The organism is Citrobacter sp. CK198, from assembly GCF_030333295.1.
Classification (GTDB): Bacteria; Pseudomonadota; Gammaproteobacteria; order Enterobacterales; family Enterobacteriaceae; genus Citrobacter_B; species Citrobacter_B koseri.
In genome coordinates this window covers 445566-471749 of sequence record NZ_JAOWGE010000034.1, presented here as the reverse complement: position 1 = coordinate 471749, position 26184 = coordinate 445566, and the positions used below count along the sequence as shown (strand labels likewise).

Sequence of the window (26184 nt, the reverse complement as noted above, 5' to 3'; positions counted from 1 at the left end):
GCTATCTGCTGGCACGTTTCAGGTACGAAAAAGTGTTACAGCAGTCAAATTTACGCCCCAAAGGTATTTAAAAGGTATTATTAAGTGGTACTGTCATCACGTACCTTACCTGTCATGAAGGATTTAACGATGAAAACTACAGTGAAACTGTCGTTCATGATGTTCGTGGAGTGGTTTATCTGGGGCGCCTGGTTCGTCCCCCTCTGGCTTTGGCTGAACAAAAGCGGTTTTAGCGCCGGAGAAATCGGCTGGTCTTACGCATGTACCGCGATTGCCGCCATTCTCTCGCCGATTCTCGTCGGCTCACTGACTGACCGCTTTTTCTCCGCACAAAAAGTGCTGGCGGTGCTGATGTTCGCAGGCGCAGTCCTGATGTATTTCGCCGCGCAGCAAACGACATTCGCCGGGTTCTTCCCGCTGCTGCTGGCCTACTCCTTAACCTATATGCCCACTATTGCGCTGACGAACAGCATCGCCTTCGCCAACGTGCCGGACGTCGAGCGCGATTTCCCACGCATTCGCGTGATGGGCACCATTGGCTGGATCGCATCCGGGCTGGCGTGCGGCTTCTTACCGCAAATGCTGGGCTATAACGATATCTCGCCAACCAATATTCCGCTGTTGATCACCGCAGGCAGTTCCGTCCTGCTGGGCGCTTTTGCGTTCTTCCTGCCGGATACGCCGCCAAAAAGCACCGGCAAGCTGGACATTAAAGTTATGCTGGGGCTGGATGCGCTGATCCTGCTGCGCGATAAAAACTTCCTGGTCTTTTTCTTCTGCTCGTTCCTGTTTGCGATGCCGCTGGCGTTCTACTACATCTTCGCGAATGGCTATCTGACGGAAGTCGGCATGAAAAACGCCACCGGCTGGATGACGCTGGGCCAGTTCTCCGAAATCTTCTTTATGCTGGCGTTACCCTTCTTCACGAAGCGCTTTGGCATTAAAAAGGTCTTACTGCTTGGTCTTATCACTGCGGCAATCCGCTACGGCTTTTTTGTTTACGGCGGCGCGGAAGAATATTTCACCTATGCCCTGCTGTTTCTTGGCATTTTGCTGCACGGCGTCAGTTACGACTTCTACTATGTTACGGCCTATATCTATGTCGATAAAAAAGCGCCTGTGCATATGCGTACTGCCGCTCAGGGGTTGATCACCCTCTGCTGTCAGGGGTTTGGCAGCCTGCTGGGCTACCGTCTCGGCGGCGTGATGATGGAAAAAATGTTTGCCTATAAAGAGCCGGTAAACGGCCTCACCTTCAACTGGGCGGGCATGTGGACATTCGGGGCGGTGATGATCGCCGTGATTGCCGTGTTGTTTATGATTTTCTTTCGCGAATCCGACAAAGAGATCACTGCGATTAAAGTGGACGATCGCGATATTGCGCTGACACAAGGGGAAGTTAAATGAAAGCTGAACGTATTCTCGGTGCCCTTTATGGGCAGGCGTTAGGGGATGCGATGGGAATGCCGTCGGAGCTATGGCCCAGAACGCGCGTAAAAGCGCATTTTGGCTGGATTGATCGCTTTCTGCCCGGCCCTGCGGAAAATAACGCGGCCTGCTATTTTAACCGCGCTGAATTTACTGACGATACGTCGATGGCGCTGTGTCTGGCGGATGCGCTGCTGGAGCGCGACGGGCAGATCGACCCGGACCTGATTGGCCGTAACATTCTGGACTGGGCGCTGCGCTTTGACGCCTTTAATAAGAACGTTCTTGGCCCGACGTCGAAAATTGCGCTGAACGCCATTCGTGACGGTAAGCCCGTTGCTGAACTGGAAAACAACGGCGTGACCAACGGGGCGGCCATGCGCGTTTCCCCACTGGGGTGCTTGCTTCCGCCACGCGATCTGGATGCGTTTATTGATGATGTGGCCCTGGCCTCCAGCCCGACGCACAAGTCAGACCTGGCTGTTGCTGGTGCGGTCGTTGTGGCATGGGCTATCTCACGCGCGATTGAGGGTGATTGCTGGTCTGATATTGTCGATTCGCTACCGGCTATCGCCCACTATGCGCAGCAAAAACGCATCACGACCTTTAGCGCCTCGCTCTCGGCTCGCCTGGAGATCGCACTGAAGATCGTCCGTGACGCGAACGGCATTGAATCCGCCAGCGAGCAGCTTTACCAGGTGGTTGGCGCGGGCACCAGCACCATTGAATCGGTGCCCTGCGCCATCGCAATGGTCGAGCTGGCCAACACCGACCCTAACCGCTGCGCCATTCTGTGCGCCAATCTCGGCGGCGACACCGACACCATTGGGGCGATGGCAACGGCGATTTGTGGCGCATTGCACGGCGTGGAGGCCATCGAGCCTGCGCTGAAAGATGAGCTGGACGCGGTAAACCAACTGGACTTCATGCGCTATGCCACCGCGCTGGCGCGCTATCGCCAGCAGCGGGAGGCGGTATGAACACAACGCGCCTGCGGGCGTTGCTGCCCGATTTAACCCGCCGCCAGCCGGTGACGGTCGTGGGCGCTGCGGTCATTGATGTGATTGCCGATGCTTACGCGCTGCCCTGGCGTGGCTGCGATATTGAGCTTAAACAGCAAGGCGTCAACGTCGGCGGCTGCGCGCTCAATATCGCCGTCGCCTTAAAGCGTCTGGGGATTGAGGCCAGTAATGCCCTGCCCCTCGGTCAGGGCGTATGGTCAGACATTATTCGTCATCGCATGGCTAAAGAGGGGTTACACAGCCTGATCGACAACGCAGAGGGAGACAACGGCTGGTGTCTGGCGCTGGTAGAACCGGATGGCGAACGCACGTTTATGTCGTTCAGCGGCGTTGAGAACCAATGGAATGCCGACTGGCTGGCGCAGCTGACAATTCCGCCCGACAGTTGGATCTACTTTTCCGGTTATCAACTCGCCTCGCCATGCGGCGAACTGCTGGTGAGCTGGCTGGAAGGGTTAGAGCGCGTGACGCCGTTTATCGACTTCGGGCCGCGAATCGGCGACATTCCCGACCCGCTAATGGCGCGGATTATGGCCTGCCATCCGCTGGTATCGCTGAACCGTCAGGAGGCAGACATTGCTGCCGAACGGTTTGGCTTTAGTCATGAACCCGACGCGTTTGGCACCGCCTGGCTTGCGGCGTTTGCCTCACCGGTTATTGTCCGCCACGATAAAGACGGAGCATGGTATTTCAGCCAGCAATCATCCGGCTGCGTGCCGGCATTTGCCACAACGGTCGTCGATACCATTGGCGCAGGAGACAGCCACGCGGGAGGCATGCTGGCCGGGCTGGCATCCGGCTGGGCGCTTGCAGACGCGGTGCTGCTGGGGAACGCGGTCGCCTCCTGGGTGGTAGGCCATCGCGGCGGCGATTGCGCGCCAACGCGCGAGGCGCTACTCCTCGCACACAAAAACGTATAGATCGCTGCGACAGTAGCTGATGCTGTATTCAATGGGCCGCTGTTGCTGGTCAAGCGCCACCTGCTTGATCACCAGCACCGGCACTTTGCTGTCCATCTGAATATGTGACTGAAATTCCGCATCCGGCATGCGCGCGCTGACGCGAGAGCGTGTACGTTGCGGAAAGATATGCTGGCTGCGGAAATAGTCATACAGCGAGATCCCGATGGCGTCCGCATCATGAATCAGGTGCGCAGGCACCCAGGACTCCTCAATGGACACCGCATCCTCATCCACATAACGAATACGTTTGAGCAAGAACACATCGCTGCCTGCGGCGATCGCCAGCTGCTGCGCCACCTCATCCGGGCATTTCACTACCCGCTTGTTGACCCACAGGGTATCCGGCTTTTTACCGCGCAATACCACCTGCTGCGAAAAGCCGCGCGCCTCTTTCAGGGAATATTCGAAGATGTTGTTAATCTGCGTTCCGTAGCCACGGGCGCGGGTCACGACGCCTTCTTCCTCCAGCGCCTGCATTGCCTTGCGCACAGTAATACGCGAAACGCCGGTCAACTGGCTGAGATCGCGCTCGCCGGGCAAAATGTTGCCATGCTCAAGAATCCCGCTGCGAACGGCATTTTTGACCGTCTCGGCAAACTTCCTGTACAGCGGCGTGTTATCCACCGCGGCAATTCGTTCATTCAGTTGCGCGATAAGCCGGGTATGCGCTTGTTCCATTTATCTTTTTCCAGGCCGACAAGTCTGGGATCAGTATACTACCATTACCACCACGCGTGGAAATGATGTACCGGGCCAATCCCCTCGCCTACCTCCAGCGTATCCGCCTGGGCTAACGCCGCCGAAAGCCAGGTTTTTGCTTCCTGTACCGTATCGGCCCAGTTGCTATGGCGCGGGCGCAGCGCCGCCAACGCCGCCGACAGCGTACACCCGGTGCCGTGGGTATTTTTGGTCATCACCCGTGGGGCGGTAAAACGCTGCTCCCCTTCACGGGTAAAGAGCCAGTCCGGGCTTTGCGCATCATCCAGATGACCACCTTTCATCAGCACAGCGCCACAGCCCAGCGCCAGTAGCGCACGCCCTTGTTCCAGCATTTCCTGTTCCGTGCGGGCGTGCGGCGCATCCAGCAATGCCGCAGCCTCCGGCAGATTCGGCGTGATAATCGACACCTGCGGCAATAACCGGCTGCGCAACGTCTCCACCGCCGACGGAGAAAGCAGCGGATCGCCGCTTTTCGCCAGCATCACCGTATCCAGCACCACGTTTTGCACCTGGTGACGCTGCAAACGTTCTGCAACAGCTTCAACAATATCCGTTTCCGCCAGCATGCCGATTTTGGTGGTGTCGATACGCACATCGCTGAAGACAGAATCCAGCTGCGCTGCGACAAAATCGGGCTCAATGCGGTACACCGACTGCACGCCGCGGGTATTTTGCGCCACCAGCGCCGTAATGACGGAGCAACCATACGCGCCCAGCGCCGAAAAGGTCTTCAAATCGGCCTGAATCCCGGCGCCGCCGCTTGGGTCAGTGCCTGCAATGGTTAACGCGTTAATCCGTTTCATACCTGCTCCTCCGCATTAAGGTGATACAACGCATCAAGAAAAGCCGGAATAAAGCTCCCGGGCCCCTGACTGCGTTCGGCAGCAGACTGCCCGGCCTGTTTCATCCAGCTACAGGCTGACGCCACATTGTCCAGCGTATTTCCCGGCAACGCGCAACTGGCCGCCACAACCGCAGATAAGGCGCATCCCGTCCCGACAACGCGCGTCATCAGCACATCGCCGCCGGTAACGCTGACGGTACGCTGCCCGTCGGTGACGTAATCCACCTCTCCCGTTACCGCAACGACGGCCCCCGTCTGACGCGCCAGCGCCTGAGCGGCCGGTAACGCCGATACCGCCGTATCGGTGGTATCCACTCCACGCCCGCCCGCCGCTAATCCAGCCAGGGCGAGGATCTCCGAGGCATTGCCGCGTATTGCCCTGGGCTTAAGAGACAGCAGTTCCAGACAGAAACGGCGGCGATAATCGAGCGCGCCAACCGCCACGGGATCAAGCGTCCAGGGGGTTTTCGCTATATGGGCCTGCTCTGTCGCAGCGCGCATGGCCTCCGCGCGCGACCGGGTCAGCGTGCCGACGTTAATCAGTAACGCACTGGCGATAGCAGCAAACTGGCGCGCCTCTTGGGGCTCAATCACCATCGCCGGTGAGGCGCCTGATGCCAGTAATGTATTGGCGGTAAAGTTCTGTACGACGTCGTTCGTCATACAGTGGGTCAGCGGAGAAAGGATACGAAATTGTTGTAAGGTATGAGCCGCAAGCGTGCGGCTGTGCAGGTCAGGCTGCATGGTTCAGCTCCTGCCCGCGTGAAGAAGGGACACGAGCAGTGTCAGACTTCCCTACGCTGGCATTATCCAGATCAGGTAATACGGGTATGTCTCAGCCCTTCGTGAAAAGGGGCACCCCGAGTCGTTGAAACCGAAGCATTTATTATGCATGTTTCGCCAACAGGATACTGGGTGCGTCAGGGGATGTAAATCAGCGAAATGCCGATATCGCAGGCTCCAGCTCAGGTCAGATAGTTCCCAAAACCGTCATTCGTGATGTGAACTGCCTACGGCATGTGTTGCTTGCGCGCGCTTTCGTTTACACTTTTTACGAAATTATTGGCGTGATAACAAAATAGTTCTTGTCAGACTTGCTACACAGTGAGAATGATACACGACTGATTTTTATGACCCGAATACGTGGAGAGTTTATGGGTATGAAGAATAAATTTTTAATGGGCGCACTGCTGCTGGCAACCAGCGCAGTCTGGGCCGCACCCGCCGCAACGGGGATTGATCAGTACGAATTGAGCAGCTTTGTTGCCGACTTTACCCATTTCAAACCTGGCGATACCGTTCCTGAGCTGTACCGCACCGACGAGTACAATATTAAGCAATGGAAGCAACGCAATCTGCCAGCGCCCGACGCAGGAACCCACTGGACCTATATGGGCGGCGCTTATGTACTGATTAACGACACCGACGGCAAAATTATCAAAGCCTACGACGGCGAGATTTTTTATCATCGGTAAAAAAAGCCCCCTCGAAAACGAGGGGGAATGGCAACATTATTTTTCTATTTCTTTATTGTCGTTAACTGCACATTTACCTTGTATTATTCAATCATACTTCACATAGATTAGTGCCGTAGCCTTAAGCTCACCAGGTTTTATTTTACTCCTGTCATAAACATAATAACTGGCAACAACAGGGATCGTAACCGTGTTATTGTTTACGGCATCACCAACTTTATCGACTTTCCACAGCGTTGTCGCAGTTCCCTGTTCAGGGGTATCTGAAATATTCACGATTTTATTGCTATTCTCAAGTACAAATCCTACACCGTTATTAGCATCACCACGTAAGACGGTGTTACTGCCTGCCAGCAAATCGCCGCTGGACAAATAAACCACCATTTTTCGTGACGTTTGTTTACGATCCCCAAAAAGATTTTCACATTGTAATCGTATGTTATCAGTAGCATTTTTACTTGTCGTTTTTCCTGAAGCAGGTAATTCTGCAAGCGAAATATCAGGGAGTGCGATAGTTAAATTTTCTGGTTTGCAGGTAGTTTGCTTCCTGTTATATGTCAGTTTTAGATTTGATGAATAAAAACCGCCGGCATCAGAAAGTGAATTACGGTAATTATTTATACATGCTTCCCAGCCTCCTCCAGACAGCAAACATCCAATCAGTACCCAAAACGCCGTATTTCGGGATGTTGAGGAGGCACTAGACAAAGAGGCCACATTATCTATTCTAACACCCCCCCCTGAATCCGCAGAGATATTCACTGTTGCATTATTACTTGCCTGAGAAATATCAACTTTATATCCTGCAGTAAAACTTTTCTGGTTATCTGTTAATCTAATAGTAGCATCATCCAACCAGCTAATTTTCAGATTCAACTTTACCGTATTATTATAAAAGCCAACAATAACATCAGAAGTTTTTAGACGGGTTACCGTATTCGTTCCCGCGCAGGATGGATCCGTATATTGGTGCACAAAGGATGCAGACTGGGATGGATTTACCGCAAAATCTTCGCGAACAACTAAATCATCCGTAAAAGTGATGTTTCCAGTACATCCTGCATAACTTGTTGGTAAAGTAGCCATCGCGGCTAAGAGTATTAAAAGACTTAATTTCATAACGCCGCCTAAGAATCACCGACAAATATAAACTTTACTTTCATCAATCTCTTTATCGAAGGTGATTGAACATGAAAGTCCCTGTTGTTTATCGACCGCCACACTAACTTCTGGCGGAATCTCATTGGTGCGAATAAAGAGCTGACTTCCCTGGCCGACCACGCCAATATTATGCCCGTGCGTATCCTCGACCTCGTAGCCAAAGATTAGCGGCGAGCCGTCGGGACGTTGCGCCCGAATAAACCACGGCTTTCGTTGGTCGGTATCAAACGTTGTCAGTACCACTGCCCCACGGTATGGCGCGGTAATTTTCCGATTACCACGTAATTCCGTTTCACTATTACTTTGTGAAACATCCAGCATCAGGTGGTTTTCACGGTATGGCGTCAGGCTGTCATAGATCACCACGCCATTACGGTTAGTGGTGCGGTATTTCTGTCCATTCGCATAAGCGCCTTCTAATCCCGGTGCCTGCATTATCGCAAACGTCTCCGAAAGACGATTCGCCAGGTTCACACCACCGGACCAGGCCACCACGCCTCCCGAAATACTGCCGCTACTTTGCGTATATTTAGACGACTGACTGTAACTGCCGTTTAATGTCGCCACAGGCGCATTCCACGTCAGGTTTGTCCCCGCGGTGGTCTCGCTGTTCTGTCGCTGATGGCTAAGGTTCACGCCATAAGTAAACTGATCGCGAGCGCCCGTCGTACCAGACAATCCGGTATTGTTGGAGGCAAAGCCATCATCATCAAAGGTGGTTGAGTTAGACACATATAAAGACCGACGCGGCGAGGTAATATCATCTCCCCAGTCAAATGGAATCGAAATAAAGATATTAAAACGCTTGTCTTCATGATGATCTTCATCATATGTCTGGCTGGCAGAAAACGTATAGCTGATGCGCTGCCACTGGCTGGAATAGCTCAGTTGATAATCTTTACTGTTACCACTGCGTCCCCAATAATCACGCCATAACGTACTTAAGGAAAACGATCCCCATCCTTCTGGCAAGGTCTGGCTGACGTTGGCGGAAAAACTGTTTTTACGCCCAAAATCATTCTGGTAGTAATCAGTAATGTCATAGACATCATTTTCATCGCGACGGTAGTTATTTTTATTATTGGCCCAGACATGATCGTTAAAAGTACGGTACTCGCGTGACGAATAGCGGTATGCCGCCAGACCAAAGCGGGTCGCCGTTTGCGTCAAATATTTGTTATAGGCAATCTGATAGCTCTGACCGTCAAAAACATCGCCATTATCCTGTTTGCTATGAGACTTCGTCGCATCCACGGAAATTGCGCCAATACGGGTATTCCATCCTGTCCCGAGCGTAAAAGCATTATAATCATCCGCCAGCATTGTGCCGCCATAAAGCGTCAGCAAATTATTCAGGCCATACTGATAGCTGATTTGCGCAAAATCCGTTTGATGACTCGCTCCCTCAATGTGGCTTCGCCCGGCGGCAAAGTCATACTTCGAAACGCCGGGTTGCAGCATGTTAGGGACAGCGGCATACGGTACAAGGTAGGTAGTGACTGAGCCGTCGGCCTCTTTCACGCTCACATCAAGATCCGCACCGCCTCCCGCAAGCTGTAAATCAGCGATAGAAAATGGCCCTGGCGGCACCTCTTTCTGATAGACCACAAAACCGTTCTGCTCAATGGTGACCAGCGCATTACTTTGTGCAATCCCCTGCACCAGCGGCGTAAAGTTTTGCTTCGAGTTCGGTAACATCTGCATATCCCGATACAGACGTACGCCGCTAAAACGCACAGAATCAAAAATATCTGATGAGGTATACATATCCCCGGCGCGCAGCGTACCCAGAATCTGCTGGATTCCCCGCTCAAGAAAGAGCGTATTGCTTTTCCACTCTCCACGGTTATCGTCAGATTTGCTGTAACTGGCATCCGAATGCAATTGCCACCCCAGCAAATTTAGCCCGCTGTTAAAACGGACATAGGTGCTTTTACTGTTGCCGGACTCTTTATAATCACTGTAATACTGGCTGGCATAATATGACGTATAAAAAGCATTGATTCCGCGATCCCAGTTTTCCGGCGGCACATATCCCTGCTCCAGTTCTTCCACGTATGCCTGCGGTACGCTGAGGTTCAGACGAAACGTACCGATATCCCACGCGTAGCTCCCGCCTTGCACCGCCTGTTTCAACAATAAACACTCCCCCGCATTATTCAATGCTTCTGTATTAATGCCTAAGCGAGTGAATATCTCACGGGACAGGCAGGTATCATCCGGGTTATCTTTAACAATAACCTCATATTTTCCCCGCCATTGCTGGTTGACATAAATATCGATGTCATATTGCCCGGGTAACGGTTGGCTATCATCCAGACGGAAGTCAGACACTTTCTCGCCTTTCATTCCCCCCATCATAAAATGGGTGTCAAAGGTTTCTTCTGCCGCATAAGCATTCATTCCGGGCAGCAACAGTAATATCGCCGAAGCAAGCGGGGTCATCCTTAACATAACCGACTCCTGTCATTTTACGCTTACACGATCGCTGATATAATTACCGTAATCATCAATAATGGTCAGACTATATTGGCTGGCGTTAACATTTTTTAATGGTACGTCCTGACTGGATAAGGGAGCGACCATGATGCTTTCATTATTTATTTTGACATTACTGGCTTTCACCTCACTTACGGTGATCCAGTTGGCGGCATCATTTCTGATCGTAAACGTTTTACCGCTCCGTTTAATCGCCAGTTTCTGAAAGGTACTTTTATTAACGGGAGCAATACCTTTTGGTCGATAAAACAGCTTAATACGGTTTTGCATAGCAAACTTAAGCACATTCTTTCCGGCGCTTTCTGGATTATTCGGTGGAATATCCAGCACATTCAGAAAAAAAAGACTCTCTTTATTGCCGGGTAACATATTCGGCATAGCTTTAATTTTTAACTGCTGACCGGAATCACTGGCTACCTTTGCAACCGGTGGCGTAAGCAGAAACGGCACCTGGATTTTCTCCGGCGGTAGCGACGTATCGCCATCATCAATCCACGACTGCACCAGTGAAGAACGTCCCCCCTGGTTCATTAACTGTACCAGCACTTCTTTTTTCTCTGCCGGGTAGATAATACGAGTACCGTAGATCACAATTCCCGCATGAGCAGGCATAATGATTGATGATATAATTAATGCGTAAAATCCTTTCATCCATTATCCCTTAAAATTAGCAACCGGCAGCAGAGTGCTGCCGGCCAGACATTATTCTTGAACAACCTTAAGCGTCACTGTTGCACTAACCGCACCTGAAGTTATCGAGTTTGTTCTTTTTGCATAACGTGCCGCAAGGTCAAGTTTATAAGCCCCATCCGCCGATGTCGGAAAATCACTTAATGGAATACCAGCGCTACCTGCTTTCGCAATAGAGTTATTATTATGGAATAATTTAAAACCGACCCCTGTATCTTCCCCACTACCAGGGATAATAACACCGTTGTTATCCACCTCATCGCCGGAAATAAAGACCCTAACATTCGTAGCGCCATCCCCACATTTGATTTCCAGCGGCGTTGCTGCGCGGCCTTCACCATATGTTACATCCGCCCCAATACCCACGTCAGTAAAGAAGGTATCAGGAATACTGGCTAACTCGATGGTTGCACTTGTATGCCCGTCAACAAACTGGCATGACGTACCTGTAACTTCACCCTGAATTGTTAATTCACCAGAATCCGCCGCAAAAACCCCGGCACTCATAAAAATAGCAGACAATACGGAGGCAGCAATAATTGAACGTTTCATAGTATCTTCCTTAATAAATGAATTTCTATTTGTTAAGAGGGATTAACTCTTGAAACTAAATTCTCACACACAAAACGTTATCGCAATGTAAACGTGTTGTTTTGTTGATTTAAAACAATTTACAGAATGCAATATAATTACAACAAATAAGTTGTACTAATTATCATTTTTAGAATTTATTAATAATCGTGATTTATCATTAAATACATTCAAAATATAAATAAAAAAGCCCACATCATTCATGAAAATAATGTGGACTTTCTCGTATTCACGTTATTTTAGTCGTAGCGGTTTAAGACTATCTGGCGAGCAGAGCCTCCAGGCAGAGTGATAACTTCCGTTACAACGCCTCTGACCGGCATTGAGGCCGTTTCTCCTGCGTTTGTCAGATAGGTGTTATTACCGCAACGCTGTTGCAACTGAGTATCCACAACGTCAGCGTGACAGGTGGGGGTCGTGACGCTTCCGCTAATCGTGAGCGTCGCGGTATCAGAGGCAAAAACAGGAGAACTCATTCCATAAGCCAGAACTATAATTCCCATCAGCAAAGGATTCTTCATGTTTAGCGTTAATCCTGTCGTAAAAGAGAGCACAGCACAGTTTATCTTCACGGGAAATTATGCTCGCTGGTTCATTGTAAGACCAATCGAGATAATAAATTAATAAGATAGCTATGATCAATTCAAATGATGTATTTGGCGATTTTTTAAGAAAAGCGCCCAAATAATGAAGGGAAAATAAATAATAGCGTGATGATTATTTCATTAATATATTCACCGCATCAATATATTTATGATGCGGTGAATAGCAGTCATCCTGACGGTTCAGGCGAAATTAAACCGCGCGGAAAGCTATTTCTCCGGGAATAACCTCACCCTGCCAGTACAGTTGCGCCGCAACGCGCCCTGCCAGCTCGCGGTATATCGCGGTAAACTCACTGTCGGGACGGCTGATTACCGTCGGCGTTCCGCGATCGAGATCTTCACGCAGGCTGATATGCAACGGCATCTGCCCCAGCAGTTGCGTACGGTACTGCTCGGCCAGTTTCTGTGCGCCGCCGGTGCCAAAAATTGGCTCATGGTGACCGCAGTTGCTACAGATATGCATACTCATGTTTTCAACAATCCCGAGCACCGGTACTTCGACCTTCTCGAACATCACTATGCCTTTTTTGGCATCAATAAGCGCGATGTCCTGCGGCGTGGTAACGACAACCGCGCCTGTCACCGGAATGTTCTGCGCCAGCGTCAATTGAATATCACCGGTTCCCGGCGGCATATCCAGTACCAGGTAATCCAGATCCGGCCACAACGTTTCCTGCAACATCTGCATCAGCGCTTTGCTGGCCATCGGGCCGCGCCATACCATCGCATTGTCATCCGTCACCAGATAACCGATGGAGTTGGTTGCCAGACCGTGAGACATAATCGGCGCCATATGGGTGCCGTCCGGCGAAGTTGGGCGCTGATTCTCAGCCCCCAGCATGGTCGGGATAGACGGGCCGTAGATATCGGCATCCAGAATACCGACTTTCGCCCCTTCCGCCGCCAGCGCTAACGCCAGGTTAACAGCGGTAGACGATTTTCCCACGCCGCCTTTACCGGAACTGACGGCGATAATGTTCTTCACGCCGTTAATGCCAGGCTGATTTTTAACGCGCTTCAGCGTCGCGATGTTATGCGACAGCTTCCAGTCAATGGCTTTCGCGCCCGTAATCCGCAGTAAATCGGCGCTGCATTGCTCTTTTAACACCTCAAACGCGCTGTGCCAGACAAACGGCATGACCAGCTCAACGTGCAGCGTGTCATCCAGCCAGGCGACATGGTGCAACGCTTTCAACGTCGTCAGGTTATGCTTCAGGGTTGGGTGCTGAAAATTCGCCAGCGTCCCGGCGACCATCGCGCGCAGGGTCTCTGGTGATTTAGCCTGGGATTGTGCGTTCATCCCGACTCCTTTTTATCGTTATGAAAAGTACAATTGTAACTTTCTAGTTTACTCCTGCGGTAATAATTATTCATTTATGGATTAATGCCCTTATCACTTGGCGTAGTTATTCCCTTTCAGGTAACATCAGAACCCCCTTTTACTAGAGAAGAAGTAATACCTACTATGACTCAAGTCGCGAAGAAAATTCTGGTAACGTGCGCGCTGCCGTACGCCAACGGCTCCATCCACCTCGGCCATATGCTGGAGCACATCCAGGCTGATGTCTGGGTCCGTTACCAGCGAATGCGCGGCCACCAGGTCAACTTCATCTGCGCGGACGACGCACACGGCACCCCTATCATGCTGAAAGCACAGCAGTTGGGTATTACGCCAGAGCAGATGATTGGTGAAATGAGTCAGGAGCATCAGACTGATTTCGCAGGCTTTAACATCAGCTATGACAACTACCACTCAACGCACAGCGAAGAGAACCGCGAGCTGTCCGAGCTGATTTACACCCGCCTGAAAGAGAACGGTTTCATTAAGAACCGCACCATCTCTCAGCTCTACGATCCAGAAAAAGGCATGTTCCTGCCGGATCGTTTTGTAAAAGGCACCTGCCCGAAATGTAAGTCTCCAGATCAGTACGGCGATAACTGCGAAGTGTGCGGCGCGACCTATAGCCCGACCGAGCTTATCGAGCCAAAGTCCGTGGTTTCCGGCGCTACGCCGGTGATGCGCGACTCTGAGCACTTCTTCTTTGACCTGCCCTCTTTCAGCGAAATGTTGCAGGCGTGGACCCGCAGCGGCGCGTTGCAGGAGCAGGTGGCGAACAAAATGCAGGAGTGGTTTGAATCCGGCCTGCAACAGTGGGATATCTCCCGTGACGCGCCATACTTCGGTTTTGAAATCCCGAATGCGCCGGGCAAATTTTTCTACGTCTGGCTGGATGCGCCGATCGGCTACATGGGTTCATTCAAGAATCTGTGCAACAAGCGCGGCGATCTGACCAGCTTTGACGACTACTGGAAGAAAGATTCTGACGCCGAGCTGTACCATTTCATCGGTAAAGATATCGTCTACTTCCACAGCCTGTTCTGGCCGGCCATGCTGGAAGGCAGCGGTTTCCGCAAACCGACCAACCTGTTCGTTCACGGCTATGTAACGGTGAATGGCGCGAAGATGTCTAAATCGCGCGGCACCTTTATTAAGGCCAGCACCTGGCTGAACCATTTTGACGCCGACAGCCTGCGCTATTACTACACGGCGAAGCTCTCTTCCCGCATCGATGACATCGACCTGAATCTGGAAGACTTCGTGCAGCGCGTCAACGCGGATATCGTCAACAAGGTCGTCAACCTGGCTTCCCGTAACGCGGGCTTTATCAACAAGCGTTTCGATGGCGTACTGGCTGCTGAACTGGCCGATCCCGCGCTGTACAAAACCTTCACCGACGCAGCAGCGGTCATCGGCGAAGCGTGGGAAAGCCGCGAATTCGGTAAAGCGATCCGTGAAATTATGGCGCTGGCGGACATGGCTAACCGCTATGTTGATGAACAGGCGCCGTGGGTTGTCGCGAAACAGGAAGGCCGCGATGCCGACCTGCAAGCGATCTGCTCGATGGGCATCAACCTGTTCCGCGTGCTGATGACGTACCTGAAGCCGGTTCTGCCAACGCTGAGCGAACGTGTGGAAGCGTTCCTGAACACCGAGCTGAGCTGGGATGCAATCGCACAACCGCTGCTGGGCCACAAGGTTAACGCCTTCAAAGCGCTGTATAACCGCATCGACATGAAACAGGTCGATGCGCTGGTTGAAGCCTCGAAAGAAGAGGTGAAAGCGGCGGCGGCGCCAGTTACCGGCCCGCTGGCAGACGACCCGATTCAGGAAACCATTACCTTTGACGATTTCGCTAAGGTCGATCTGCGCGTGGCGCTGATTGAAAACGCTGAGTTCGTTGAGGGTTCTGACAAACTGCTGCGTCTGACGCTGGATCTGGGCGGCGAAAAGCGCAACGTCTTCTCCGGCATCCGTTCCGCGTACCCTGACCCGCAGGCGCTGATTGGTCGCCATACGGTGATGGTCGCCAACCTGGCCCCGCGTAAAATGCGCTTCGGCATCTCTGAAGGGATGGTGATGGCTGCCGGTCCTGGCGGGAAAGATATCTTCCTGTTAAGCCCGGATGACGGTGCGAAGCCAGGCCAGCAGGTGAAATAAACAAAAAGCCGGAGACATTCTCCGGCTTTTTTATTCCAGAACGCCAGCGAACCACGCCGTAGGTCTGGTAAGCGAAGCACCATCAGGCGCAAATGCCGGATGACGGTGCAAACACCTTATCCGGCCTACCGCTTATCTTATTACGCTTTCTTCTCGTGCTGACGCGCCGCCAGCCCGCGCAGGAAATAACGCAAGAACTGATCGCCGCACTCGCGGAAGTTTTTATGCTCCGGGGCGCGCATCATCGCCGTGATTTCCGGCATCGAGACGCGGAATTTTTGCTCCGTCAGAATCGCAAGAATATCGTCGGTTTTCAGCGAGAACGCGATACGCAGCTTTTTCAGCACAATATTATTGTTAACGCGGCGCTCCGGCTCCAGCGCTGGCGCGGATTCATCTTTACCACGCTTTTCGTAGATCAGCCCATTCAGGAAAGCAGAGAGGATGATATCCGGGCAACGTTGAAAGCCCTCTTCCTCTTCTTTACGCAACCAGACAGCAATCTGTTCCGCAGTGGCTTCGGCATTACCCAGCGCCAGAATGCGCACCAGATCGTTATTGTTTGCTTTCAGGATGTAGCGCACGCTACGCAGAATATCGTTACTCAGCATGGGGCCTTCGGGTGTTAATGAGGCAAAAAATCATTTTAGCAGTCTTTTACAGCCCAATCGCCTCTTTTAAACTTTTCAGGTAGCGACGGCTGACAGGAACCGTTAAACCGTTGCGCAAAATCAGCTCAGCCTGACCATTATCCTCCAGCCGAATTTCCTGCAACTGCGCCATATTCACCAGATACTGACGATGGCAGCGCAATAACGGCGTGCGGCTCTCCAGCGTTCGCAGCGTCAATTCGGTAAACCCTTCCTTCCCCTCGCTGCTGGTTACGTACACGCCGCTCATCCGGCTGCTGACAAACGCCACGTCATCCATTTGCAACAGATAAATACGGCTGTGCCCGGTGCAGGGAATGAATTTCAACGCTTGTTGATTTTCCGGCAGCACCGAAACGTCCTGCATGTTTCGTTCCTGTCGCAGACGCGCCAACGTTTTCTCCAGCCGCTTCTCTTCAATGGGCTTAAGCAGATAGTCAAAAGCGTGCTCTTCAAACGCTTTAATGGCGTATTCGTCAAAAGCGGTCAGAAAAACAATGTACGGCCGATGTTCTGGATCGAGCATCCCGACCATTTCCAGCCCGCTGATGCGCGGCATCTGGATATCAAGAAACAGCACGTCCGGGTGCAGCTTATGCACCGCGCCAATCGCCTCTACCGCATTCGAGCACTCACCCACAATCTCAATATCACTTTGTTCCTGTAACAGAATCCGCAGATTTTCCCGCGCTAACGGCTCATCATCCACAATCAGCACTTTAATCATGCGTTTTCCTCCAGGGGAAGTCGTAAGGTTATCCGGGTAAAGAGATCGGGTTCGCAGGCCACGTTGATGCCGTAATCATCGCCAAAGCGTTCGCGCAGCCGTTTATCCACCAGGTTCATCCCCAGGCCGCTGGCATTGGTCGTGGGCTGGTACAATCCGGCGTTATCCTCAATGTCCAGCATCAGGTGCTGCCCGTCCTGTCTGGCCGTAATGGAGACTTCGCCGGTGCCGAGCAGTTGCGACGTGCCGTGCTTAATGGCGTTTTCCACAATCGGTTGCAGAGTGAACGCGGGCAGTTGCTGGTGCGAAAGTTCCTCCGGCACGTTTAAATTCACCTGCAACCGCGCCTGGAAGCGCGCCTTCTCAATTTGCAAATAGGCATTCACATGCTCAATTTCATCGGCAAGGGTCACAATCTCCGAGGGGCGCTTTAAGTTCTTGCGAAAGAAGGTCGAGAGATACTGCACCAGTTGGCTGGCCTGTTCGCTGTCGCGGCGCACCACCGCTTTAATGGTGTTAAGCGCGTTAAACAGGAAATGAGGATTCACCTGCGCATGCAAAAGTTTAATTTCCGACTGTGTGAGCAGCGCTTTCTGGCGTTCATACTGCCCGGCCAGAATCTGCGCCGACAGCAGTTGCGCAATCCCCTCGCCCAGCGTTCGGTTGATGGAGCTAAAGAGCCGGTTTTTGGCTTCATACAGTTTGATGGTGCCCATCACGCGTTGGTTTTCGCCGCGCAGCGGAATCACCAGCGTTGAGCCTAATTTGCACTGCGGATGCAACGAGCAGCGGTAAGGCACTTCGTTACCATCGGCATACACCACCTCACCGGTCTCAATCGCTTTCAGCGTGTAGCTTGATGAAATAGGTTTCCCCGGCAGGTGGTGATCGTCGCCAATGCCGGTAAACGCCAGCAGTTTATCGCGATCGGTGATCGCCACTGCGCCGATGTCCAGTTCCTGATACAACACCTGGGCCACCTTCATGCTGTTCACTTCGTTAAAGCCCTGACGAAGGATACCCTCCGTGGAGGCCGCCACTTTCAGCGCGGTGGCGGAAAACGCCGAGGTGTATTTTTCAAACATCGCGCGTTTGTCGAGCAAAATGCGCATAAACAGCGCCGCCCCAACGGTGTTAGTCACCATCATGGGCGCGGCAATACTGCTTACCAGATGCAACGCATCTTCAAAAGGTCGGGCGATCAACAAAATGATCAGCATTTGCACCAGTTCAGCGACGAAGGTAATCGCCCCGGCCGTTAACGGGCTGAAAACTTTATCGGTGCGCCCGCGACGGATCAGCACGCTATGCACCAGGCCGCCTAACAACCCTTCAACAATGGTGGAGATCATGCAGCTCAGCGCCGTCATCCCGCCCATCGAATAACGGTGTAAACCGCCGGTGAGTCCAACCAGGCCGCCGACCACAGGCCCGCCCAGCAAGCCGCCCATCACGGCGCCAATCGCACGGGTATTGGCAATGGAATCTTCGATGTGCAACCCAAACCAGGTGCCCATAATGCAGAAAATAGAGAAGACGATATAACAGAGAAATTTATGCGGCAGGCGAACGGTAACCTGCATTAACGGGATGAATAAACGTGTTTTACTCATTAACCACGCAATGACCAGAAACACGCACATCTGCTGAAGCAGCAGCAACACCAGATTAAACTCGTACATACCCGCAAACCACACATCTCTTAAAAACGCGTAACATACATTGGCTGCGCTTATCTTTCTTTGAACTGTTGCAAAAAAACATGAATTCGTGAGAACGATCACTCAAAAGCGCACGTCAGGCCACAATCTCACCCGCGCACTGATTAAAAAACAGACAAAACTACCTGGTTCGTAAAAGAGCGTCTAAAGTAAAACTGGGACCTCGCGAGCAAGGGTGAAACGATGGCGCTTTACACAATAGGTGAAGTGGCTTTGCTTTGTGATATCAACCCTGTCACGTTACGCGCGTGGCAGAGGCGTTACGGATTATTAAAGCCCCAGCGAACAGACGGGGGGCACCGCCTGTTTAATGACGCCGATATCGACAGGATTCGGGAGATTAAACGCTGGATTGATAACGGCGTGCAGGTCAGTAAGGTCAAAGTGCTACTCAGCAACGATAACATCGATGTGCAAAGCGGCTGGCGCGAACAGCAGGAGACGCTGCTGCACTATTTGCAAAGCAACAATCTGCATAGCCTCAGGCTATGGATTAAAGAACGTGGGCAGGATTACCCCGCCCAGACGCTCACCACGCACCTGTTTACTCCTCTGCGACGACGCTTACAGTGCCAGCAACCCACTCTCCAGGCGCTGCTCGGCATCCTTGACGGCATCTTGATCAATTACATTGCGATTTGTCTTGCCTCCGCGCGCAAAAAACAGGGGAAAGACGCGCTGGTGGTCGGCTGGAATATTCACGATACCACCCGGCTGTGGCTGGAAGGCTGGGTCGCCAGCCAGCAAGGATGGCGCGTCGATGTGCTGGCTCACTCGCTGAACCAGCTTCGCCCGGAGCTGTTTGACGGCAGGACGCTGCTTATCTGGTGCGGCGAGACGCAGACGCCCGCGCAGCAGCAGCAACTCAACGCCTGGCGCGCGCAGGGGCACGATATTTACCCGCTGGGCCTGTAGCCTTACCGGATGACAGCATCAATGCGTGATCAGACATTCTGCGCATTTAATGATTCATTAACAAACGTGCTTTACGGTACAATCCTTTTGTTAACATAAGGAGTGCACAATGCGCGCAGCTAAAATCGGTGTGATTACCCTCTTCCTGCTGATGGCTATCGGCGGTATCGGCGGCGTGATGCTCGCTGGCTATACGTTTATTTTACGTGCCGGTTAAGGCGCAGCACCAGACGCTCGAACAGGCGATCGACAATGATCGCCGCCAGCGCGACCAGTAAAGCCCCCTGAATCACATAGGCGGTGTTAAAGCCGCTCAGCCCGATGATAATTGGCGTGCCGAGCGTGCTGGCGCCCACCGTCGAGGCGATCGTCGCAGTCCCAATATTGATGATCACCGAGGTGCGAATCCCCGCCAGAATCACCGGCGCGGCCAGCGGCAGTTCGACTTTCCACAGCTGCTGTCCCCGGCTCATTCCCATCCCGCACGCCACGCTCATGACGCTGGCGGGAATCGCCCCCAGCCCGGCGAGCGTGGCCTGCAATATCGGCAAAACCCCGTAGAGGATCAGCGCGATAATGGCTGGCTCCTGACCAAACCCCATCACCGGAACGGCTATCGCCAGCACCGCGACCGGCGGAAAGGTCTGCCCGACGGCGGCGATGGTTTCCACCAGCGGGCGAAACTCTGCCCCCCATGAGCGAGTGACCGCAATCCCCGCCCCGACGCCAACCGCCACAGCAATCAGGCTTGATACGCCCACCAGCCAGAAATGGGCCAGCGCCAGCGCCATAAAGCTTTCTTGCTGGTAAACCGGTCGTGGCAACTGCGGAAACAGCGCGCCAAACACCGCCTGGCTGTACGGCAGCCCCGCAAGCAGCGCCAGAAAAGCGACAATAAGCCAGAGCAGCGGATCAGACAGTCGTTTCACCGGGCAGCGCCTCCGAAAGCAGATCGCGAAAATGGAGCGTCCCGCAGGGAGTGCCCTGCTGATCCACCACCGGCAATACGTCGCACCCTCGCGCCACAAAGACAGACAGCGCATCGCGCAGCGTCATCTCTTCCGCCAGCGCGTCACCGCCTACTTGCTCATGACGACGCACATAATCCCCCACGCTGCGCAGCGACAGCAGCCGCACGCCCAGTTCGCTGCGCCCAAAAAACGCCTGTACAAAATCATTCGCCGGCGCGGTCAGCATTTCCAGCGGCGTGCCCTGCTGTACCACTTCGCCGCCATCCATCAGCACCAGATGCTCCGCCAGACGCAGCGCCTCGTCGATATCGTGCGTCACCAGCACGATGGTGCGGCCAAGCAGCCGGTGAATACGGGTCATCTCCTGCTGAAGCGCCCCGCGCGTTACCGGGTCCAGCGCGCCAAACGGCTCATCCATCAGCAATACCTGCGGATCGGCAGCCAGCGCGCGGGCCACCCCAACGCGCTGCTGTTGCCCGCCAGAGAGCTGGTGCGGATAACGGTGACGCAAATTCACATCCAGCCCCAGCAGCGTCATCAGTTCTTCCGTGCGGCCATCAATACGCGAGCGCGACCACTTTTGCAGTTGCGGTACGGTGGCAATGTTTTGCGCCACCGTCCAGTGCGGGAAAAGGCCGATCGACTGGATGGCGTACCCCATGCGACGACGCAGTTCCAGCACCGGCAAGCTGCGGATCTCTTCCCCGGCAAAACGGATCACCCCGCTGTCATGCTCCACCAGGCGGTTAATCATCTTCAGCGTGGTGGATTTTCCCGACCCCGATGTGCCAATCAGCACTGAAAAGCTGCCTTCGCGAAAATGCAGATTGAGGTCGTTGACGGCCTTCTGCGCACCGAAGGTTTTGCTGACATGGCTAAATTCAATCATCATTCGTTACCTTCAGGAGTGCGATCCATAAATCAAACAGCGCGTCGATCAGCACGGCCAGCGCAATGACCGGGATCACCCCCAGCAGAACCAGATCAACGGCGCTGCTGAGCAGTCCCTGAAAGACCAGGGCGCCAAACCCTCCCGCCCCAATCAGGGCGGCGATGACCGCCATCCCCACCGTTTGCACCATGACCACGCGCAGGCTGCGTAAAAAAACCGGCAACGCCAGCGGCAGTTGTACATGGATAAAGCGTTGAGAAGCGCTCATCCCCATCGCCCGCGCGCTTTCCAGCACGTCTCGCGGCACCTGGTTAAGCCCGGCAACCACGCCGCGCACCAGCGGCAGTAACGCATAGAGCACCAGCGCAATCAGGGCGGGCGTTAACCCGGTTCCCGCCACGCCAAGCGTTCCCAGCCAGGGCCACGCCTTCACCAGCCCGGCAAGTGGGGCAATCAGCAGGCCAAACAGCGCAACGGAAGGGATGGTCTGGATAACATTCAGAACGGCAAAGACCGGCCCCTGCCGCGCCGTTGCAAACGAGCACCAGATGCCCAGCGGTACGCCAATCAGCAACGCGGGCAACACGGTTCCCGCCAGCAGCGTCAGGTGCTGAACCAGCGCATTATCAAAAATATCCTGCCGGTTCGCGTACTCTTTGAGTAAAGAGAGATCGTTGAATGCGCCAGTGAGCAGCAGCGCCAGCGGTAAGAGCGCAATTTGCGCATGCAGAAGCCAGCGCCAGAGCGGTTGGGTGGTGATACGGCGAATGGCATCGCTACAGGCCAGCAGGGTGAGCCCAAGACCCAGCCACAGGCCGCTCCCCAGGCTGGTGCGCGCCAGCGGGCTGCCGGCCTGCGCCAGATGCGTTGCCGCTTTCCCCACGCTCCAGAGCATGGCGATCACCAGCGCCTGCGCCAGCACAAGCGTCAGCACGCTGCCCTTTTTTCCAGGGACAAAACACAACACCAGCAATGCGCACCCGGCGCCCGCCAGCAGAGAAACCGAACCCGGCCAGATATCCCAGATCTGACGCCCCTCCCCTGACACCAGGCGATTGGGGGCGTAGTTGACGAAAGGCAGCGCGGCGGCAACCCCCGTCAGGATCACCAACAGCAGCAACACACGGTTAAGACTGACTTTTGACACCTTACTGACCTGATACAAAATGTGTTACTTCACCCAGCCTTTTTGCTTCAGGTAATCTGCCGCGACTTTTTTCGCATCCAGCCCTTCAACGGCGATACTGGCATTCAACTGTTGCAGCGTTTTTTCATCCAGGCTGGCAAAGACCGGCTGCAACCATTCCGCCATCTGCGGATATTCTTTTAGCACCGACTCACGAACCACCGGAGCAGGCGCATAGATAGGCTGAACGCCTTGCGGATCGCTCAGAGTTTGCAGCCCCAGCGCCGCGACCGGGCCGTCGGTGCCATAGGCCATTGCCGCGTTTACGCCGGACGTTTGCTGGGCGGCCGCTTTAATGGTCACCGCCGTATCGCCGCCAGCCAGCGACAGCAACTGGTTCTGATTCAGTTTAAAATCGTAGGCTTTTTCAAAGGCAGGCAGCGCATCGGCGCGTTCGATAAACTCGGCGGAGGCGGCCAGCTTGAACGTTCCGCCCTCTTTCAGATAGCGTCCGAGATCCGCAAGCGAAACCAGTTTATTCTTTTCCGCAACATCCTGGCGTACCGCAATCGTCCAGGTATTGTTTGCAGGCGCTGGCGTTAACCAGACCAGCTTGTTCTGCTCAGCATCCAGTTTTTTGACTTTTTCAAACCCCGCCTGTGCGTTTTTCCATGCCGGATCGTTTTCGTCTTTAAAGAAGAATGCGCCGTTTCCGGTATATTCCGGGTAAATATCCAGCTCGCCAGAGGTAATCGCGCCGCGTACTACCGGGGTTGTACCCAGTTGCACTTTATTCACCGTTTTAACGCCGTGGCTTTCCAGCACCTGTAAAATCAGGTTGCCAAGCAAGGCGCCTTCCGTATCGATTTTTGATCCGACCGTTACAGGTGATGCGGCCTGCAACGGCAGACTGACCGCCGCTAATAGCAGCAGCGCCCCCGCCCCTGTTTTTGAAATTGTCATGCTGCTTTCCTCATTCTTTTACATCCCTTTTCAGAGACTTGAGGAAAAAGCATAGTTGAAAAATAGCAGAGCGACAAAAGGCAGGAGCAATTCGCAGGCCGGATAAGCGCAAGCGCCATCCGGCAATCAGGTGCACCGGTGCCGGATAGCGACGCTAACGCGTCTTATCCGGCCTACGGAGCTGACAGGCATGGCGCGTGGCTACAGCAGTTCAAACTCGCCCTGCTTCACACGGGCGGAATCGACGCCAATAAAGACGTTAAACTTGCCGGGCTCCGCGTCATACTTCATACGCTGGTTCCAGAATTTCAGCGCCTCAATATCAATCGGGAAGCTAACGGTCTGCGTTTCTCCCGGCTTCAGCGTTACCTTCTCAAAGCCTTTCAGCTGTTTTACCGGACGACTCATCGATGCCGTGACATCCTGCAAATACATCTGGATTACCGTCGCCCCCTCGCGCTTGCCGGTATTCGTCACCCGCACGCTGGCCGTTACCGCGCCATCGCGCTTCATGGTGGGCGCAGAGAGCGTCACATCGGAAACAGTAAACGTGGTGTAGCTCAGACCATAACCAAACGGATACAGCGGGCCATTCGCCTCGTCAAAGTAGCGGGAGGTGTACTTGTTCGGCTTGTCGGCGTTATACGGACGACCGGTGTTGAGATGGCTGTAGTAAACCGGGATCTGCCCGACAGAGCGCGGGAAGGACATCGGCAGTTTACCCGACGGGTTATAGTCGCCGAACAGAACGTCAGCAATGGCGTTACCGCCTTCCGTACCGGCAAACCAGGTTTCCAGAATGGCGTCAGCCTGCTGATCTTCTTTCACCAGCGCCAGCGGACGACCGTTCATCAGCACCAGCACCAACGGTTTACCCGTCGCCTTCAACGCCGCGATCAGATCGCGCTGGCTTTGCGGGATCTGAATGTCGGTGCGGCTGGAAGCCTCATGCGCCATACCCTGCGCTTCCCCGACAACGGCCACAACCACATCGGACTGTTTCGCGGCATTAACGGCCTCGTCAATCATCGCTTCTGGCGAACGAGGGTCTACTTTCACCGCCTCCTCATACTGATTGAGGAAATCAACAATGCCTTTGTCATTAGTGACATTCGCCCCTTTGGCGTATATCACTTTGCCTTTGTCGCCCAGCGCGTTTTTAATCCCCGTCAGCACCGTAACGGACTGGCTGGCGACGCCAGCGGCAGACCAGCTTCCCATCACATCACGCTGACTGTCGGCCAGCGGCCCCACCACCGCAATGGTGCCGGATTTATTCAACGGCAGCGTTTCCAGACGGTTCTTCAGCAGCACCAGACTTTCGCGCGCAACGTCGCGCGCGTCTTTGCGATGCAGGCGGCTCTCAGCGTTCGTGTCCTGCGGATCGGACTCTTTTGCGCCCAGGTGGCTGTACGGATCGTTAAACAACCCCATGTCATATTTCACGTTCAGCACATGGCGCGCGGCATCGTCCAGTTCCGCCATCGTTACTTTGCCTGATTTGACCAGCCCCGGCAGGTATTTGCTGTAATACTCATCGCTCATACTCATGTTGATGCCGGACTTGAGCGCCACGCGCACCGCGTCTTCCGGGTCGGATGCCGTGCCGTGTTTAATCAGCTCTTTGATCGCGCCGTGATCGGAAACGGTGATGCCTTTAAAGCCCCACTCGTCGCGCAGCACCTCTTTCAACAGCCATGAATCTGACGTCGCAGGCGTACCGTTCAGTGAGTTGAGCGCCACCATCACCGCGCCGCTGCCCGCGTCCAGCCCGGCTTTATACGGCGGCATATAGTCGTTAAACAGGCGCTGCGGGCTCATATCGACGGTGTTGTATTCCTTCCCGCCCTCAACCGCGCCATAGGCGGCGAAATGTTTCACGCTGGTCATCACCGAATAGCGATCCGCCGGGCTTTTACCCTGCATCGCCTCGACCATCGTTTTGCCCATGATCGCCGTCAGATACGTATCTTCACCAAAGCCTTCCGACGCGCGTCCCCAGCGCGGATCGCGGGACACATCCACCATCGGCGCCCAGGTCATGTTCAGGCCATCGTCAGCCGCCTCATACGCCGAGACGCGGCCCACGGTTTTTACCGCCTCCAGATTAAACGAGGAGGCCAGGCCAAGGCTGATAGGGAAAACGGTACGCTGCCCGTGCAGCACGTCATAGGCGAAAAAGAGAGGGATTTTCAGGCGGCTCAGTTCCATCACCTGATCCTGCATTTTTCGGATATCCTGGCGGGTGACGGTGTTAAAAATCGCCCCGACCTGCCCGTTTTTGATCATCTCCCGGATGGCTTCTTTCGGGTTGTCGGGCCCAACGCTTATCAAACGCAGCTGACCGATTTTTTCATCGACGGTCATTTTCGTGAGCAATTCAGTGACAAACGCATCCCGAGCTTCAGGCGTCAGCGGATGGTTGCCAGACAACGCTTCCGCCAGCGCTGGCTGCAACGCAAGGCTTACCGCAACACCTACAGAACATAGCCATTTCATCTTAATTCTCTCTTTTTCTTTAGCCCGACGTGGCAGCAAAAATATAACAAAAACCGCAGTTTGCCATAAGCCTAATCGGGAGAGGAGAAGAAAGCTAAGGTTATTCTCTGATTTTTTTAACGTCCCCTGCGCAGGGAGGAGGATCAGGAATACGCTAAGCCTGCACCGAGACAAGTTGCATGAGAAAGCGTATTGTCATACAAAGCGCTATGCTTAGTTCCGAT

At 53.7% G+C, this 26184-nt stretch carries 24 protein-coding genes and 1 riboswitch; of the genes, 7 read left to right on the top strand and 17 right to left on the bottom strand.

Annotated features, from left to right (window positions below):
• Nucleotides 1-129: 129 nt before the first annotated feature.
• From OGY62_RS17265 to OGY62_RS17255, 3 genes are read left to right on the top strand one after another with little or no spacing between them, the layout of a single operon-like run.
• A complete protein-coding gene (locus OGY62_RS17265; protein ID WP_047462559.1) occupies nucleotides 130-1407 on the top strand; it encodes a nucleoside permease in 1278 nt (425 codons plus the stop codon).
• The gene (locus OGY62_RS17260; RefSeq protein WP_047462557.1) at nucleotides 1404-2408 is read left to right on the top strand and encodes an ADP-ribosylglycohydrolase family protein; all 1005 of its coding nucleotides are present in this window, start codon (nucleotides 1404-1406) and stop codon (nucleotides 2406-2408) included. The genes OGY62_RS17265 and OGY62_RS17260 overlap by 4 nt, the downstream gene beginning before the upstream one ends.
• Nucleotides 2405-3370, top strand: coding sequence for a PfkB family carbohydrate kinase (locus OGY62_RS17255; protein WP_286460327.1), 966 nt, complete (start codon nucleotides 2405-2407; stop codon nucleotides 3368-3370). Before OGY62_RS17260 ends, OGY62_RS17255 begins: the two co-directional genes overlap by 4 nt.
• On the opposite strand, the gene OGY62_RS17250 is transcribed toward OGY62_RS17255, so the two are convergent.
• The 3 genes from OGY62_RS17250 to thiM are packed head-to-tail and all read right to left on the bottom strand — an operon-like array spanning nucleotide 3344 to nucleotide 5720.
• The gene (locus OGY62_RS17250) at nucleotides 3344-4090 is read right to left on the bottom strand and encodes a GntR family transcriptional regulator (RefSeq protein ID WP_012131660.1); all 747 of its coding nucleotides are present in this window, start codon (nucleotides 4088-4090) and stop codon (nucleotides 3344-3346) included. The genes OGY62_RS17255 and OGY62_RS17250 overlap by 27 nt on opposite strands.
• Nucleotides 4091-4134: 44 nt before the next feature.
• Nucleotides 4135-4935, bottom strand: a complete 801-nt coding sequence (gene thiD / locus OGY62_RS17245) for a bifunctional hydroxymethylpyrimidine kinase/phosphomethylpyrimidine kinase (protein ID WP_047462552.1) — start codon at nucleotides 4933-4935, stop codon at nucleotides 4135-4137.
• Nucleotides 4932-5720 (bottom strand): hydroxyethylthiazole kinase, encoded by a 789-nt coding sequence (gene thiM, locus OGY62_RS17240; RefSeq protein ID WP_286460326.1) that lies wholly within the window; start codon nucleotides 5718-5720, stop codon nucleotides 4932-4934. The genes thiD and thiM overlap by 4 nt, the downstream gene beginning before the upstream one ends.
• A 31-nt stretch (nucleotides 5721-5751) precedes the next feature.
• A riboswitch (TPP riboswitch) is annotated at nucleotides 5752-5849 on the bottom strand.
• A gap of 281 nt (nucleotides 5850-6130) precedes the next feature.
• Between thiM and rcnB the strand changes: the two genes are divergently transcribed.
• Nucleotides 6131-6451 carry a Ni(II)/Co(II) efflux transporter accessory subunit RcnB gene (rcnB, locus tag OGY62_RS17235; RefSeq protein ID WP_024130186.1) on the top strand — a complete coding sequence of 107 codons (321 nt, stop codon included), beginning with the start codon at nucleotides 6131-6133 and terminating at the stop codon, nucleotides 6449-6451.
• 87 nt (nucleotides 6452-6538) lie between these two features.
• On the opposite strand, the gene OGY62_RS17230 is transcribed toward rcnB, so the two are convergent.
• From OGY62_RS17230 to apbC, 6 genes are all read right to left on the bottom strand, one after another.
• Nucleotides 6539-7570, bottom strand: a complete 1032-nt coding sequence (locus OGY62_RS17230) for a putative fimbrial-like adhesin protein (RefSeq protein WP_134769236.1) — start codon at nucleotides 7568-7570, stop codon at nucleotides 6539-6541.
• Between the two features lie 15 nt (nucleotides 7571-7585).
• On the bottom strand, nucleotides 7586-10066 hold the full coding sequence (locus OGY62_RS17225; RefSeq protein ID WP_134769235.1) for a fimbrial biogenesis outer membrane usher protein: 2481 nt from the start codon (nucleotides 10064-10066) through the stop codon (nucleotides 7586-7588).
• Nucleotides 10067-10078: 12 nt separating this feature from the next.
• Entirely contained in the window at nucleotides 10079-10762 is a 684-nt protein-coding gene (locus OGY62_RS17220; protein WP_130029052.1) for a fimbria/pilus periplasmic chaperone, read from the bottom strand.
• A 51-nt stretch (nucleotides 10763-10813) separates the two neighbouring features.
• Nucleotides 10814-11353 carry a fimbrial protein YehD gene (gene yehD, locus OGY62_RS17215; RefSeq protein WP_286460325.1) on the bottom strand — a complete coding sequence of 180 codons (540 nt, stop codon included), beginning with the start codon at nucleotides 11351-11353 and terminating at the stop codon, nucleotides 10814-10816.
• A gap of 278 nt (nucleotides 11354-11631) precedes the next feature.
• On the bottom strand, nucleotides 11632-11913 hold the full coding sequence (locus tag OGY62_RS17210) for a YehE family protein (protein ID WP_112001919.1): 282 nt from the start codon (nucleotides 11911-11913) through the stop codon (nucleotides 11632-11634).
• A 274-nt stretch (nucleotides 11914-12187) separates the two neighbouring features.
• Nucleotides 12188-13297 carry an iron-sulfur cluster carrier protein ApbC gene (gene apbC, locus OGY62_RS17205; protein ID WP_012131650.1) on the bottom strand — a complete coding sequence of 370 codons (1110 nt, stop codon included), beginning with the start codon at nucleotides 13295-13297 and terminating at the stop codon, nucleotides 12188-12190.
• 165 nt (nucleotides 13298-13462) lie between these two features.
• Here apbC and metG point away from each other — a divergent pair, with 165 nt between their 5' ends.
• Nucleotides 13463-15496, top strand: coding sequence for a methionine--tRNA ligase (metG, locus tag OGY62_RS17200; RefSeq protein ID WP_012131649.1), 2034 nt, complete (start codon nucleotides 13463-13465; stop codon nucleotides 15494-15496).
• Nucleotides 15497-15636: 140 nt separating this feature from the next.
• On the opposite strand, the gene OGY62_RS17195 is transcribed toward metG, so the two are convergent.
• Genes OGY62_RS17195 through OGY62_RS17185 form a run of 3 tightly spaced genes read right to left on the bottom strand, consistent with a single transcriptional unit; the run spans nucleotide 15637 to nucleotide 18555 of the window.
• On the bottom strand, nucleotides 15637-16107 hold the full coding sequence (locus OGY62_RS17195) for a YehS family protein (RefSeq protein WP_012131648.1): 471 nt from the start codon (nucleotides 16105-16107) through the stop codon (nucleotides 15637-15639).
• A 46-nt stretch (nucleotides 16108-16153) separates the two neighbouring features.
• The gene (btsR, locus tag OGY62_RS17190; protein WP_012131647.1) at nucleotides 16154-16873 is read right to left on the bottom strand and encodes a two-component system response regulator BtsR; all 720 of its coding nucleotides are present in this window, start codon (nucleotides 16871-16873) and stop codon (nucleotides 16154-16156) included.
• Entirely contained in the window at nucleotides 16870-18555 is a 1686-nt protein-coding gene (locus tag OGY62_RS17185; protein ID WP_012131646.1) for a sensor histidine kinase, read from the bottom strand. Before OGY62_RS17185 ends, btsR begins: the two co-directional genes overlap by 4 nt.
• Before the next feature lie 222 nt (nucleotides 18556-18777).
• Between OGY62_RS17185 and mlrA the strand changes: the two genes are divergently transcribed.
• Complete coding sequence (mlrA, locus tag OGY62_RS17180) at nucleotides 18778-19509, top strand: HTH-type transcriptional regulator MlrA (protein ID WP_286460324.1); 732 nt, start codon at nucleotides 18778-18780, stop codon at nucleotides 19507-19509.
• A gap of 109 nt (nucleotides 19510-19618) precedes the next feature.
• A complete protein-coding gene (locus OGY62_RS17175) occupies nucleotides 19619-19726 on the top strand; it encodes a protein YohO (RefSeq protein WP_047462533.1) in 108 nt (35 codons plus the stop codon).
• Here OGY62_RS17175 and OGY62_RS17170 read toward each other — a convergent pair.
• The 5 genes from OGY62_RS17170 to bglX all read right to left on the bottom strand — a co-directional run bounded on the left by OGY62_RS17170 (nucleotide 19707) and on the right by bglX (nucleotide 25960).
• The gene (locus OGY62_RS17170; RefSeq protein ID WP_114848213.1) at nucleotides 19707-20438 is read right to left on the bottom strand and encodes an ABC transporter permease; all 732 of its coding nucleotides are present in this window, start codon (nucleotides 20436-20438) and stop codon (nucleotides 19707-19709) included. The genes OGY62_RS17175 and OGY62_RS17170 overlap by 20 nt on opposite strands.
• The gene (locus OGY62_RS17165) at nucleotides 20422-21369 is read right to left on the bottom strand and encodes an ABC transporter ATP-binding protein (RefSeq protein ID WP_286460368.1); all 948 of its coding nucleotides are present in this window, start codon (nucleotides 21367-21369) and stop codon (nucleotides 20422-20424) included. The genes OGY62_RS17170 and OGY62_RS17165 overlap by 17 nt, the downstream gene beginning before the upstream one ends.
• A complete protein-coding gene (locus tag OGY62_RS17160) occupies nucleotides 21362-22519 on the bottom strand; it encodes an ABC transporter permease (protein ID WP_048902379.1) in 1158 nt (385 codons plus the stop codon). The genes OGY62_RS17165 and OGY62_RS17160 overlap by 8 nt, the downstream gene beginning before the upstream one ends.
• A gap of 24 nt (nucleotides 22520-22543) precedes the next feature.
• Entirely contained in the window at nucleotides 22544-23461 is a 918-nt protein-coding gene (osmF, locus tag OGY62_RS17155) for a glycine betaine ABC transporter substrate-binding protein OsmF (protein WP_012131641.1), read from the bottom strand.
• Between the two features lie 201 nt (nucleotides 23462-23662).
• Nucleotides 23663-25960, bottom strand: coding sequence for a beta-glucosidase BglX (gene bglX, locus OGY62_RS17150; protein ID WP_047462528.1), 2298 nt, complete (start codon nucleotides 25958-25960; stop codon nucleotides 23663-23665).
• Nucleotides 25961-26184: the final 224 nt, after the last annotated feature.

Bases quoted from the DNA above. Each gene is read 5' to 3' on its own strand.
- OGY62_RS17265 (WP_047462559.1), top strand. From the start codon at position 130: ATGAAAACTACAGTGAAACTGTCGTTCATGATGTTCGTGGAGTGGTTT.
- OGY62_RS17260 (WP_047462557.1), top strand. From the start codon at position 1,404: ATGAAAGCTGAACGTATTCTCGGTGCCCTTTATGGGCAGGCGTTAGGG.
- OGY62_RS17255 (WP_286460327.1), top strand. From the start codon at position 2,405: ATGAACACAACGCGCCTGCGGGCGTTGCTGCCCGATTTAACCCGCCGC.
- OGY62_RS17250 (WP_012131660.1), bottom strand. From the start codon at position 4,090: ATGGAACAAGCGCATACCCGGCTTATCGCGCAACTGAATGAACGAATT.
- thiD (WP_047462552.1), bottom strand. From the start codon at position 4,935: ATGAAACGGATTAACGCGTTAACCATTGCAGGCACTGACCCAAGCGGC.
- thiM (WP_286460326.1), bottom strand. From the start codon at position 5,720: ATGCAGCCTGACCTGCACAGCCGCACGCTTGCGGCTCATACCTTACAA.
- rcnB (WP_024130186.1), top strand. From the start codon at position 6,131: ATGGGTATGAAGAATAAATTTTTAATGGGCGCACTGCTGCTGGCAACC.
- OGY62_RS17230 (WP_134769236.1), bottom strand. From the start codon at position 7,570: ATGAAATTAAGTCTTTTAATACTCTTAGCCGCGATGGCTACTTTACCA.
- OGY62_RS17225 (WP_134769235.1), bottom strand. From the start codon at position 10,066: ATGTTAAGGATGACCCCGCTTGCTTCGGCGATATTACTGTTGCTGCCC.
- OGY62_RS17220 (WP_130029052.1), bottom strand. From the start codon at position 10,762: ATGAAAGGATTTTACGCATTAATTATATCATCAATCATTATGCCTGCT.
- yehD (WP_286460325.1), bottom strand. From the start codon at position 11,353: ATGAAACGTTCAATTATTGCTGCCTCCGTATTGTCTGCTATTTTTATG.
- OGY62_RS17210 (WP_112001919.1), bottom strand. From the start codon at position 11,913: ATGAAGAATCCTTTGCTGATGGGAATTATAGTTCTGGCTTATGGAATG.
- apbC (WP_012131650.1), bottom strand. From the start codon at position 13,297: ATGAACGCACAATCCCAGGCTAAATCACCAGAGACCCTGCGCGCGATG.
- metG (WP_012131649.1), top strand. From the start codon at position 13,463: ATGACTCAAGTCGCGAAGAAAATTCTGGTAACGTGCGCGCTGCCGTAC.
- OGY62_RS17195 (WP_012131648.1), bottom strand. From the start codon at position 16,107: ATGCTGAGTAACGATATTCTGCGTAGCGTGCGCTACATCCTGAAAGCA.
- btsR (WP_012131647.1), bottom strand. From the start codon at position 16,873: ATGATTAAAGTGCTGATTGTGGATGATGAGCCGTTAGCGCGGGAAAAT.
- OGY62_RS17185 (WP_012131646.1), bottom strand. From the start codon at position 18,555: ATGTACGAGTTTAATCTGGTGTTGCTGCTGCTTCAGCAGATGTGCGTG.
- mlrA (WP_286460324.1), top strand. From the start codon at position 18,778: ATGGCGCTTTACACAATAGGTGAAGTGGCTTTGCTTTGTGATATCAAC.
- OGY62_RS17175 (WP_047462533.1), top strand. From the start codon at position 19,619: ATGCGCGCAGCTAAAATCGGTGTGATTACCCTCTTCCTGCTGATGGCT.
- OGY62_RS17165 (WP_286460368.1), bottom strand. From the start codon at position 21,369: ATGATTGAATTTAGCCATGTCAGCAAAACCTTCGGTGCGCAGAAGGCC.
- osmF (WP_012131641.1), bottom strand. From the start codon at position 23,461: ATGACAATTTCAAAAACAGGGGCGGGGGCGCTGCTGCTATTAGCGGCG.
- bglX (WP_047462528.1), bottom strand. From the start codon at position 25,960: ATGAAATGGCTATGTTCTGTAGGTGTTGCGGTAAGCCTTGCGTTGCAG.